10 protein-coding genes are annotated in these 11,576 nt (G+C 64.6%); 3 read left to right on the top strand and 7 right to left on the bottom strand.

Annotation, left to right across the window (positions count from 1 at the left end):
* Positions 1–6: 6 nt before the first annotated feature.
* From METUNV1_RS18320 to METUNV1_RS18300, 5 genes are all read right to left on the bottom strand, one after another.
* Positions 7–993, bottom strand: coding sequence for an XrtA-associated tyrosine autokinase (locus METUNV1_RS18320; protein ID WP_008064347.1), 987 nt, complete (start codon positions 991–993; stop codon positions 7–9).
* Between the two features lie 9 nt (positions 994–1,002).
* On the bottom strand, positions 1,003–2,604 hold the full coding sequence (locus tag METUNV1_RS18315; RefSeq protein ID WP_043360314.1) for an XrtA system polysaccharide chain length determinant: 1,602 nt from the start codon (positions 2,602–2,604) through the stop codon (positions 1,003–1,005).
* A gap of 43 nt (positions 2,605–2,647) precedes the next feature.
* A complete protein-coding gene (locus tag METUNV1_RS18310) occupies positions 2,648–3,274 on the bottom strand; it encodes an XrtA/PEP-CTERM system exopolysaccharide export protein (protein WP_008064342.1) in 627 nt (208 codons plus the stop codon).
* A gap of 84 nt (positions 3,275–3,358) precedes the next feature.
* Positions 3,359–4,570, bottom strand: a complete 1,212-nt coding sequence (locus METUNV1_RS18305; protein WP_008064340.1) for an ABC transporter permease — start codon at positions 4,568–4,570, stop codon at positions 3,359–3,361.
* Positions 4,571–4,575: 5 nt separating this feature from the next.
* Entirely contained in the window at positions 4,576–5,805 is a 1,230-nt protein-coding gene (locus METUNV1_RS18300; protein ID WP_008064339.1) for an ABC transporter permease, read from the bottom strand.
* A gap of 110 nt (positions 5,806–5,915) precedes the next feature.
* Between METUNV1_RS18300 and METUNV1_RS18295 the strand changes: the two genes are divergently transcribed.
* From METUNV1_RS18295 to METUNV1_RS18285, 3 genes are all read left to right on the top strand, one after another.
* Entirely contained in the window at positions 5,916–6,791 is an 876-nt protein-coding gene (locus METUNV1_RS18295; RefSeq protein WP_008064338.1) for a ThiF family adenylyltransferase, read from the top strand.
* Positions 6,792–6,806: 15 nt separating this feature from the next.
* Entirely contained in the window at positions 6,807–7,877 is a 1,071-nt protein-coding gene (locus METUNV1_RS18290) for a nitroreductase family protein (RefSeq protein WP_008064337.1), read from the top strand.
* A gap of 179 nt (positions 7,878–8,056) precedes the next feature.
* On the top strand, positions 8,057–9,097 hold the full coding sequence (locus METUNV1_RS18285) for a PEP-CTERM sorting domain-containing protein (RefSeq protein ID WP_008064336.1): 1,041 nt from the start codon (positions 8,057–8,059) through the stop codon (positions 9,095–9,097).
* A 141-nt stretch (positions 9,098–9,238) separates the two neighbouring features.
* Here the strand turns inward: METUNV1_RS18285 and METUNV1_RS18280 are convergent, their stop codons facing one another.
* The gene (locus tag METUNV1_RS18280) at positions 9,239–10,441 is read right to left on the bottom strand and encodes a glycosyltransferase (protein ID WP_008064335.1); all 1,203 of its coding nucleotides are present in this window, start codon (positions 10,439–10,441) and stop codon (positions 9,239–9,241) included.
* Positions 10,441–11,574 (bottom strand): NAD-dependent epimerase/dehydratase family protein, encoded by a 1,134-nt coding sequence (locus METUNV1_RS18275; RefSeq protein WP_008064333.1) that lies wholly within the window; start codon positions 11,572–11,574, stop codon positions 10,441–10,443. Before METUNV1_RS18275 ends, METUNV1_RS18280 begins: the two co-directional genes overlap by 1 nt.
* Positions 11,575–11,576: the final 2 nt, after the last annotated feature.

The following is an 11,576-nucleotide window of genomic DNA, read 5'->3' as shown; positions in this document are numbered from 1 at the left end:
CGCGCATCAGCGGTTCTCGGCACTTTCTCGGAAACCGGTTTCTGACCCATAGCCGTAACCGTAGCCATAGTATCCGTAGTAGCCATCGGTCCGCGCATAGCGGGCCTTGTTGAGCACCAGCATCTTGACCGGACAGCCCTGCACCTTGGCCAGCGCCTGCTTGACCATCGTATGCGTCGTGCGTCCGGCTTCCACCACCATCACCAGCTGTCCCATGGACTGCGCCAGCGTCGGCGCCTCGGTGGTCACCATCAGCGGCGGCGAATCGAAAATGATGATGCGGTCGGAGTAGCGGTGGGCCAGCTCGACCAGCAGCGCCTTCATGGCACTGCTGGCCAGCAGTTCGGTGGCATTCTTGTGCGGCATGCCAGCCGGCAGAAGGGTCAGCTTTTCGACATTGGTCCGCAGCATCACGTCCTGCAGCCGCACGTCCTGATCGAGCAGCACGTCCATCAGCCCCTTTGCGGGCGGCAGGCCGAGCAGATTCAGGATGGAAGGACGGGCGACGTCGGCATCGACCAGCAGCACCCGGTTGTCCAGTTCCATCGCGATGCTCATCGCGAGATTGATCGAGTTGAAGCTCTTGCCCTCGCCCGGCACCGAACTGGTCACCATGATGAGGTTGCCGTTATCGACCGGCGCAGCGCCCTTGCCATGCGCGTTGGCAAGGATGGGACGCTTGATGACGCGGAATTCCTCGGCGATCTGGGAACGCGGCGCCGACGGCACCACCAGTCCCATGGAATCGAGCCGTGCCAGATCGAGTTCGACCAGGCGGGAGCTTTCGCCGGCCACCGGCTTCGGGCTGTCCGGCACCGCGGCCGGCGCAACCGGTGCGACAACGGCTGCGGGGGCGGGGGCGGACGGAGTACTGACCGCTGCCGGCGCGGCCGGTGCCGATTCGGCCGCCGGCGCCTGTCCGTCCTCTCCGATCTCGACGCCTGCACGCTTCAGGTGGGCCATCCGCTCGATGGCTTGTTCGATGATGCTCATGATTGATCCTCAGGCACTGCGCATCACGAGTGACACGAACGCGAGCATGGCGACATAGGCCGCGACCAGACCGCCCAGACCGCCGAAGAACACGAAGGTCCGGCGGCGCTCGTAACGCTTGCGCTCATTGGCAAGCAGCATCGAAACCGAACCGAGTACCGGCACGCCGGCCACCTCGGCCAGCGCACGGCCATCGTGAAACACCGGCCGGAGCTGGGACACGACGAAGGACGCCGCCACGCCCACCAGCATCGATGCGGCGAGCACCGCGGTCAGCAGGATAAGCCGGTTGGGCGCCACCGGTTCGGGCGACACGCGCGGCGGTTCGATCAGCCTGAATTCGGCCACGCCGGTCGCATCCATCTCTTCTGAAATCGATGCCGACTCCCGACGGGACACGAGGTTGTTGTAGTTGGTGCGGTGCACCTCGTAATCGCGGTTCAGCTGGCTGAATTCGGCTTCGAGTTCAGGCAGGAGACGCGAGGACTGCTTGAGCGTGGTCAGACGCGTCTGGTACTCGCCAACGCGTGCGCCCAGGGAGGCGACCGACGCTTCGGCGGAAGCCAGCGCGACCTTGATCTGCTGATACACCGGATTGGGAATCTGCGCGCCACTGAGCTGCGAACCCTGGTTCGGCTTGGCGTCAGCATTCTTCGCCGCTTCGGCTGCATGCTTCTCGATGATCTGCTTGCGCTCGTCCTCAAGACTGCGGATGCGCGCGCGCAGCTGCTGGATGTCGGGGTGCTTCTCGGTGTAGCGCTGGAGCATCCCTTCCACGTCATTGCGCAACGCCGAAATGCGGGCATCGATTTCCGCTGTCGACGGGCCGCTCACAGAACCGGAACCGATGCCGAGCGACGAGGCGTCAGCATTCAGGGTGGGCTCTTCGCCAGCCAGCTGGCGCTTGAGTGCGTCGCGCGAATTGGTGGCTTCGCGCAGATCGAGCTGCGCCTGATTCAGCTGCGCCTGCACTTCGCTGAGCGACCCGAAGTAATCCTTCTGGCCTCCGCCCGCACGCTCCAGGTTCTTCAGCTTGAATTCCTTGAGACGGTTCTCCGCCTCCAGCAGCTTGGCCTCGTAGGCCTTGATCTGTTCCTCGATGAACTTGCGCGCCTGGTCGGCATCCTGCCGCTTGCTGCCCAGACCGGATTCGACGAACAGCGTCACCATCGCCTGCACCACCTTCTGGGCACGCGCCGGCTTCTTGTCCCGGTAGGACACGATGTACAGGTTGTCACGGCCGGAACTGGACAGCTTGACGCTTTCCATCAGCTCGTCGATCAGCTTGTCGCGCTCGACCTTGGTCTTGGCTTCAAGATCGAGATCCGCCATGCGGATCAGCTTTTCGATGTTCGGCCGGCTGATCAGCGTCCGGCTCAGCATGTTGATCTGCTGGTCGAGGTTGGGCGTCACCGTAAGGCCGGACATCAGCGGCCGCAGGATGGACTGGGTATCGACATAGATCTTTGCCGAGGCCTGGTACTGGTCAGGCAGCACGAGCACCACGCCCATGCCGGCCAGACCGACCACCCAGGCCGCAATGAGGCCGACCCAGCGATAGCCCCATGCCGACCTGAGATAACCCGACAACTGGCGGAGAAAATCATCCACGGCTACTGAATCCTTCCGGCTGAAGCACGATGACGCGACACGCTCAGAACCAGCTCTGCGGAATGACCAGGATGTCGCCCGGCTTCACGTCCACATTGGCGCTGACGTCGCCACGGCGGATCAGATCCTTCAGGCGGACGTTGTACTGCTTGTCGCCCTCGGAGGTGCGCAGGATGGACGCCGCGTTGCCGTCGGCAAAGTCGGTGATGCCACCGACCGCGATCATCACATCGAGCAGCGTCATCTTCTGCTTGTAGGCCAGCGCCTGCGGCTTCGCGGCTTCGCCGATCACGCGGATCTGTTCGCTGTAAGGGCCGATCCCGCCCGCGACGATGACCGTGACGATGGGGTCGCGGATGTACTTGCCCAGCACCTGTTCAATCTCGCGGGCCAGAGTCGTGGGGTCACGGCCGGCAGCCGGCAGGTCCTCGAACAGCGTGCCGGTGATCTTGCCATCCGGGCGAATGGTGACTGTGGAGGAAATTTCCGGGTTGCGCCAGACGACGATGCTCACCGAGTCACCGGGACCCAGGATGTAGTTGTAGTCGTCGCTGTAGGCCTGGGTCGGCGCCGGCGGATACGGCGACGAGGCACAGCCGGCGAAGGCGATCGGTACCAGCAGCAGCGCCAGCAGGCGCAGCGTGGACATCAGACGGTCAGAAGTGAACATTGCATCCTCCAAAGGACAGCGGCCAGACAAGCCGCGAATCATAGCCAAGGCACCCGCCCGCGCGCTCTAATGCGTCACGGCCGGTCAGATGTTGTAGCGCAGCGCATCGACGATGGGCGTGCGCGACACCTTTCGTGCAGGCATCAGGGCCGCCGTCACCGTCGCCCCGACACCGACCAGAAAGGCCAGGAGCACGTTGTCCGGTACCACCCGGATGGACGCCGTATAGCCCACGTTCGAATTCGGCGGCGGCGGCATCGGAATGCCGACTTCGCTGATCGCCAGCGCCACCAGAATACCGACCAGCACGCCCACCAGGGCGCCGCACATGCCCAGCATCAGGTTCTCCGCCAGCACCAGCCTGAACACGTATCCTCGCGAATTGCCGAGCGCCATGAGCGTTCCGAATTCACCAACCCGTTCGAAGACACTCATGTTCACAGTGTTGAACACGCTGAGCAGCACCATCACCAGCACGATCCACTGCAGCACGCCGAACTGGGTGCGGTAGAGCTCCACGGTTTTCGAGTAGAAATCGGACAGCTGCACCCAGTCGCGGATGTCGAATCCCAGGCTTTCCAGCTTGGGCACCAGCAGTTCCTTCACCCGGGCCGTATCCACGGTGCGGTGCAGCAGCAGCACGATGGAATTCGACCCGTCGCGAGCGACCAGATTACGGGCCGCCGCCACAGGAATTCTTACGGCACGCGCATCGAAATCCTTTGAAAAACTCTGGAATACGCCGACGACGGCAAATTCGGTGGTGTTCAGCGCGCCGTCGGCGGTGTTCATGATGAGCGTCACCGTATCACCGGGCTTCAGCGCCAGCGCCTTGGCCACGCCGTCGCCGATCAGGATACCGCCGCTGTCGCTGTCCTTCAGCGCCCGGCCGGCCGTGATGCGGACGAAGGTGCCGAGGTGGTTTTCCTTGTCCGGCTCCACGCCCTCGCCCATCACCGCCCAATCGGCCTTGCCGTTGTTGAGCAGGCCGGTGAAGCTCACCCGCTGCAGCACCGTGTCCGCCTCGGGCATGCGCGCCGCGAACTCCGCGATCTTCTCCGCGTCGTCGATCATGAACTTCTCGGGCGAACGCGACCCCTGTTCATAGAAGCCCTTGCGGAAGACCTGCACGTGGCCAAGCTGGCTATGTATGGTGGCTTCGCCGAGCTGGGTGAGCACGTCGGCGACGAAACCGCCGCTCAGGATGAGGCCGGCCACCCCGAAGATGATGGCGGCCAGGGTCATCGCGGTACGCGATTTCTGACGGAGGATGTTGCGCAGAGCGAGCTTGAACATGGCGGTCAGCGGCTCTGCCTGAGCGCATCGACAATATTCATGCGCGACGCGCGCCAGGCCGGATAGAGGCTGGACACGAATGCGCTGGCCACCGCGATGGCCAGTGCCTTGGCCACGATGCCGAAGGTGAGCCGGATTTCGCCGCTGAAGCCCTGTTCCATGCCCGGCGGCGGCGGCAGCGGAATGCCGACCGCCGAAATCGCCAGTGCCAGCACGCAGCCGATCACCACGCCCAGCCCGCCGCCCACCAGGCCCAGCATCACGCCTTCCGACATGAAGATGCGGCGGATGCGCGCGCGGGTCAGCCCGAGCGCCATGCAGGTGCCGATTTCGCTGACCCGCTCCATCACGCTCATCGACAGCGTGTTGGAAATGCTCAGCACGATGATCATCAGGATGATGAACTGCACCACGTTGACCTGGCTGGAGAACAGGTCCTTCGTCTTGTTGTAGAAGTCGGACAGCTGATACCAGGGCACCAGTTCGAACTTGCCGGCCGGCATCACGCCTTTCAGTTCGGCCAGCTTGGCGTCGGTGCGCGCGGTATCGTCGAGCAGCACCAGCCACTGCTGGGCCCCGTTGACCCGCACCAGCTGCTGGGCCAGCGCCAGCGGCATGCGCAGCGCGGAGTCGTCGTACTCCTTGCTGACCGAGTTGAACAGGCCGACCACCGGTGCCTCGACCGCATTCACGTTGCCGGCGGCCGTGGTGGTCATCAGCACCACCGTGTCGCCGACCTGCACGCCGAGATTGGCCGCCAGACCGCGACCCATGATCATTTCATTCACGCCTTCGGCCGACAGGTTGCGGCCGCGGGTGATGGTGACCGAACTGGACAGCACCGACTCGGCCTTCGCGGACACGCCCTGGCCGAGGAAAGCGAGCGTATTGTCGCCCTTGCTGGCCAGCCCGTTGAAGCTCAGCCGGGGCGCGACCACCTTGACGTTGGAGCCGGATTCGATCTTCTGCCGGAGCGCGTCCTCGCCGTCGATCACGAAACCGTAGGGATCCGAGGTGCCGCGCTCGACGTAACCGGGCCGTACCACCTGAACATGACCGAGCTGGGACTTGATGGTCGATTCCCGCATGCCCTCCATCAGCCACTCGATGAAGCCGGCGGACAGGATCATGGCGATCACGCCGAAACTGACCGCGCCGATGGCAATGAGCGTGCGGCGTCCCTGACGGAGGACGCTGCGCATCGCCAGCCACAGGTCAAGCAGCCAAAACTTCATCCGGATTCAAGACTTCAGGTGCTAAGGTATTGCCAGCATAACAGTTTTCCCCTCACCATCCCCAGCTGTCGACGCATGCGTGGGAGATAGCCGGGACACCGGGCGAGACGATGACAACACAGTTCAGTTACGAAGAAGCTTTCAGCCGCAACCTCGGCTGGTTCACCGAAGCCGAGCAGGCCCGGCTGCGCCGGAGCACCATTGCCATCGCCGGACTGGGCGGTGTCGGCGGCATTCATCTGCTGACGCTGGCCCGCCTGGGCATCAGCCGTTTCCGGATCGCCGATTTCGACACCTTCGGCGTCCACAACTTCAACCGCCAGGTCGGCGCGACCATGAGCACGCTGGACCGTCCGAAGATCGAGGTGCTGGCAGAACAGGCGCGCGACATCAATCCGGACATCGAGATCGAGTGCTTTCCGCAGGGCGTATCTCCGGACGACCCGGACAGTTTCCTGAAGGGCGCGGACGTCTACGTCGACGGCCTTGATTTCTTTGCCTTTTCGGCCCGCCGCGCCACGTTTGCCGCCTGTCACCGGCTGGGCATTCCGGCGGTGACGGCGGCGCCGCTGGGCATGGGCACCGGCCTGCTGGTGTTCTCGCCGCAGGGCATGAGCTTCGAGGAGTATTTCCGGCTGGAGGGCTGCGACGAAACCGAGCAGGCGCTCCGTTTTCTGGTCGGTCTGGCACCCGCCGGCCTGCACCGCCCCTATCTGGTCGAGCCGTCCCGCATCGACCTGGCGAACAAGCGCGGCCCCTCCACGATGATCGCCTGCAATCTGTGCGCGGGCGTGGCCGCCGCCGAGACGGTCAAGCTGCTGCTGGGCCGCGGCGACGTGAGACCAGCCCCGTGGGGCCTGCAATTCGACGCCTTCCGCAACAGGATGGTCCGCACCTGGCGTCCGGGCGGCAACAACAATCCCATCCAGCGTCTCATCATTGCCATTGGCCGCCGGCAACTGCTCAAGCAGATCACGCGCGCCTGACACCCGGAGCTTCACATGCGTACGATAGAAAAAATCCTCGACCTGGCGCGCTGGGCACCCAGCGGCGACAACACCCAGACCTGGCGCTTCGAAATCCTCGCCGACGACCATGCGGTCGTTCACGGCCTAGATACCCGTGAGTGGTGCGTCTATGACCTGGACGGCCACGCCAGCCAGCTCGCCGTGGGCGCGCTGCTGGAGACGCTCTCCATCGCCGCCACCGGCCACGGCATGCGCGCCGACATCACGCGCCGCCCGGACACGCCGGACACCCACCTGCTGTTCGATGTCCGGCTGGAGGCCGATCCGTCGGTACAGCCCAGCCCGCTCATTCCCTGCATCGAGACACGCACCGTACAGCGTCGCGCCATGGGCAGCCGCGCGCTGACGCTGGACGAACGCAAGGCACTGGAGGCGGCAGTCGCGCCCTACCGCATCCTGTGGTTCGAAACGCTGGGCGAGCGGTCGCGCATCGCCAAGCTGAATTTCGACAGCGCGGAAATCCGGCTCACCATTCCGGAAGCCTTCCGCACCCACTCGACCATCATCGAATGGGGCGCCCGCTTCAGTGAGGACCGCATCCCTGAAGTGGCGGTGGGCGTAGACCCGATGACGGCCCGGCTCATGAAATTTGTCATGAAAAGCTGGGGCCGCGTCGATTTCTTTAACAGGTGGCTGTTCGGAACGCTGGCGCCGCGCATACAGCTCGACTACATCCCGGGCATCGCCTGCTCGGCCCACGCCTTCATGGTGGCGCCGACCGCACCGGTTTCGATCGACGACCATATCGCCGCCGGCCGTGCCATGCAGCGGCTGTGGCTGACCGCGGAACAGCTGGGGCTGCAGTCGCAGCCCGAAATGACACCGCTCATCTTCAACCAGTACGCCCGGGAAGGTAAGCGTTTCACCGCTAAGGACTCCGCCCGCCGCCGGGCTGCGGACCTTGCCGCACGCCTTGGCGCGCTGCTTTCGCCCGAGAACGTGGATCGCACCGTATGGGTCTGCAGGCTGGGGCGCCCTGCCCGGATCCCCGGCCGCTCCATTCGGCTTCCGCTGCCCAGACTGAATGCAGAGCGGGCGCACTGATCCCGTTGTCGGTAAACCTTACAGACCCTCGGGCAGCGCACACCGAATAGTCGTCCAAGGCAGACCTCAAAAAAAATAGTCCTTTATTTTCAGATCAGTAAAAATTATTTGAAAAAGTGGACCAGTGATTGCTTATAGCCAACCGTGGTTCTCCCAAGCCAACCAACGGAGTAATTCAAATGATCAAGTTCAAGCAAATCGCCGTTGCCGCAGCGCTGGCCAGCGCCTTCGCAGCAGCGCACGCAGCGCCGATCAGCGTGTTCACCCCCAACGGTCAGGTCAGCGGCATCGCTGCCTTCGACTGGGCCCCGTCGCCGGTGCTCGCCAAGGGCGGTAACGAAGCTTTCGTGCGTCTGGCCAACGGCCAGAACGACGGCGTGTCGGGCATCACCAACACCACCGCCGGCTTCCCGCTGACCGGTAACGCCTTCACGGTGTATTCGCAAGGTCGTCTGAACCTGTTCCAGAACGGTACCGGCGCAGCAACCGCTGGCCTCTGGACCGGTGCAGGCTCGACCGCCGGCAAGTACGAAATCACCTTCGAACTGGCCTACACCGAAATCGTCGGCGTCGCGAACACCTTCCCGACCAACCAGGCCTTCTTCGACTTCGCCGCCACCCAGACCATCAACTACTTCCGCGTCTATGTGCAGGATCTGGACGACACGGGTGCAGTGGCTTCGAACTACGCCTCCGGCGCCGGCTTCAATGACGGCAAGCTGGTGTTCGAAGGCAAGGTCGCTCCCGCCGCCTCGCAGGCTGGCGTGTTCTCCGACTTCAAGGTCGGCGCTGGCCTGACCAACCTGGGCAGCGACGGTGATGCGTCGAACGGCACTTCGTCCCTGTCGTCGAAGCAGAGCGTGAATGGCAGCGGTAGCACCCCGATCATCGATCTGCTGTCGGTCGTTCCGACCACCTACGACAACAGCTTCTGGAACGGCATCCTGACCGAGTTCCTGATCTCGAACATCAACCAGAACCTGCCCTTCACCTCGGTGGATCCGTCGGAACAGTTCCACGGCTCGATCACCCCGGACATCGGCACGGTCAACGGCGGCACGAGCTTCGTTCCGGGCCGTGGCCTGGTTGCTTCGGGTCCGGACATTCTGTTCCAGACCGACCCGAACGGCCCGCTGCAGGCTGTGCCGGAACCCGGCACCCTGGCGCTGGCAGGTCTGGCCCTCGGCGGTCTGGCACTGGCACGTCGCCGCAAGGCCTGATAGGCAAGCAGCTGCACCAGCAAAAACGGGAGCTTCGGCTCCCGTTTTTGTTTTGTCGCGCCAGAAATGTGACACCTCACAGAAGCGAACGCGCAGGGCATGCCCAGCGCTCTTCTTGATCTTCCCCCGAACGCCCGGAAATCAAAGCGTCGCGATCTGCCGACGTATGCCCTCACCGGCATCGTGCCGGAGGAAATCCGCCTGAACGGCGCGCGCCGCGTCGCGGAAAGCCGCGCCGGTTGAGCCGCTGATGCGGCGGATGGCCTCAGCCAGATCTTCGTAGCCTGCGGTGCCGGCACGCAGGGCAATGCCTGCGCCGGCATCCACGACGCGGGCCATGGTCAGGAACTGATCCATGTTCGAACAGACACCGATCACCGGCCGCCCCTGCGACAGCGCCTGATACACGGTGGCGCTGCCGCCGTTACAGATGACGAAATCAGACCGCGCAGCAGCTTCAAGCCCGGGCAGGTAGTCCGCGACGAAACAGTGCGGGCCGGGCGAGGCGACGTCGGAGCGACCGGCCGTCGCCGTCATCGCATTGACGCCGCAGTCTTCAAGCGCGCGGAACAGCTCGGGCAACAGGTCCACCCGGCCGGTGGACCCCAGCGTGACATAGGCCAGCGGACCGTCCGGCAACGCAGTCCACCACGCGGGCAGGGCCATGGCAGGCGACCACACGATGGGGCCGATGTAGTGGTGATGGGCCGGGCACTCCGGTCGTACCGGCACCAGCGCGGGCGTATCGGCATACAGCGTGCGGTCGCCATCGGTATAGGCGTAGCGAACGTCCGGAAACGTGCTCAGCCCGAACTTGCGCCGCATCGCATTCAGCGGCCCGGCATGCAGTCTGAACGCGATCGGCTGGCCCAGCCTGAACAGCGGTTCGGCGAGCCTGGGCCCCAGCACCCGGGTCAGGGAGATGTCCGGCAAGGGGAATCTGTCGTGCAGGGCCCACGGGCTCCAGTGCGCATTGCACAGCGCGAAGTACGGAATGCCGGCCACGCGCGCGGACACGCTCAGCGACAGCCGGAAGTCACCGATGACCACATCCGGCCGCAGCCTGCGCAGCAGCGCCACATCCTCGTCGACATAGCGCTCGAGTTCGGCCTTTGTATACAGCGGAGCACCGGCCGCAAGACGTTGCAGAAAGGTGGCGGCGGGGATGCTTTCCAGCGATTCACGGGCCAGACCGGTGCCACGGAAGCACAGATCGAATACCGGCGCCGAAGCGACCGTGACCTCATGATCGCCGGCGAGCGCACTGGCGAGCACCACCGGTCGCGCGACATGGGCCAGCGAGACCGCTTCCGCCACCAGCAGGACCCGGCGGCGTTCGGTCATCAGCCGCCCTTTGCGCGACCGAACAGACCGAAGCGGCTCAGTTCGGCGACAGTCTGCTGATAGCGGTCTTCGGACGGCTGGCCGCTGGCCCAGCCCGCGAACTCGGCCATGCCCTGATCCAGCGAGCACGCCGGCGCGTAGCCCAGTTCGGCACGGGATCGCGTCAGATCCGCGACGCAGCCAAAGATGTCGCCCACGCGGAACTCACCCCGGTCTTCCATCGTGACCGGCTTGCCGACCGCCCGGGCCAGCGCGTTCGCGATGTCGCCGATGGTGCTCGCCACACCGGCACCGACATTGAAGGTGGAACCGGACGGCACGTCAGCCACAAGCGCGCGCATATTGGCGGCGACGACATCGGACACATGCACGAAGTCGCGCACCGGCAGGCCGCCTTCATAGACCGAGATCGGCTGACCGGCGCAGATGCGCGAGTAGAAAATGGATACGACGCCGGTATAGGGATTTTTCAGCGACTGGCGCGAACCGAACACGTTGAAGTAGCGCAGGATGACCGCCGGCAGACCGAAGGTTTCGGCCGCGTAACGGACGAAATCCTCCTGATGCTTCTTGGTGATCGCATACACCGAGAACGGCTCGGAGCGCTTGTGCTCAGTCGTAGGCACCGCGTCGAGATCGCCGCCGCAGACCGGACAGGGCATCGTGAAGCGGCCAGACTCGAGCCGCTCGCGGCTGCGCGGCACCGGGAACTGCTCGCCATGCGTCGGGCAGACATAGGACCCTTCGCCATAGATGGCGCGCGAGGACGACAGCACCAGACGCTTCAGCGCATGGCCGCCCTTCACGATGCCCTCGATCAGCGTGGTGGTGCCGATCGCGTTGACGCGGGCGTAGTGCGTCATGTCGTACATGCTCTGACCGACGCCGGTCAGCGCGGCCAAGTGGTAGACCGCATCCACGCCGTCGAGCGCACTCGCCACGTCATCCGGATTGCACACGTCGCCGACCTGAAGCTCGACCTCGGGCGCGAGATAGGCCGGGCGCTGTCGCGCCTCGCCGTGGATCTGCGGATCGAGAATGTCCAGCGCGCGCACGCTGTGGCCTGCGGCCAGCAGCGCATCGGCGGTATGCGAGCCGATGAAGCCGGCTCCGCCCGTGATCAGCACCTTCATGT

It is taken from the genome of Methyloversatilis universalis FAM5, from assembly GCF_000214035.2.
Lineage (GTDB): Bacteria > Pseudomonadota > Gammaproteobacteria > Burkholderiales > Rhodocyclaceae > Methyloversatilis > Methyloversatilis universalis.
The sequence above is the reverse complement of the archived record's forward strand: the minus strand, read 5'-3'. Positions and strand labels throughout refer to the sequence as shown.

What these genes read in the sequence shown, in the direction of transcription:
- METUNV1_RS18320 (WP_008064347.1), bottom strand. Translation starts at nt 993, where the DNA reads ATGAGCATCATCGAACAAGCCATCGAGCGGATGGCCCACCTGAAGCGT.
- METUNV1_RS18310 (WP_008064342.1), bottom strand. Translation starts at nt 3,274, where the DNA reads ATGTTCACTTCTGACCGTCTGATGTCCACGCTGCGCCTGCTGGCGCTG.
- METUNV1_RS18305 (WP_008064340.1), bottom strand. Translation starts at nt 4,570, where the DNA reads ATGTTCAAGCTCGCTCTGCGCAACATCCTCCGTCAGAAATCGCGTACC.
- METUNV1_RS18300 (WP_008064339.1), bottom strand. Translation starts at nt 5,805, where the DNA reads ATGAAGTTTTGGCTGCTTGACCTGTGGCTGGCGATGCGCAGCGTCCTC.
- METUNV1_RS18295 (WP_008064338.1), top strand. Translation starts at nt 5,916, where the DNA reads ATGACAACACAGTTCAGTTACGAAGAAGCTTTCAGCCGCAACCTCGGC.
- METUNV1_RS18290 (WP_008064337.1), top strand. Translation starts at nt 6,807, where the DNA reads ATGCGTACGATAGAAAAAATCCTCGACCTGGCGCGCTGGGCACCCAGC.
- METUNV1_RS18285 (WP_008064336.1), top strand. Translation starts at nt 8,057, where the DNA reads ATGATCAAGTTCAAGCAAATCGCCGTTGCCGCAGCGCTGGCCAGCGCC.
- METUNV1_RS18280 (WP_008064335.1), bottom strand. Translation starts at nt 10,441, where the DNA reads ATGACCGAACGCCGCCGGGTCCTGCTGGTGGCGGAAGCGGTCTCGCTG.
- METUNV1_RS18275 (WP_008064333.1), bottom strand. Translation starts at nt 11,574, where the DNA reads ATGAAGGTGCTGATCACGGGCGGAGCCGGCTTCATCGGCTCGCATACC.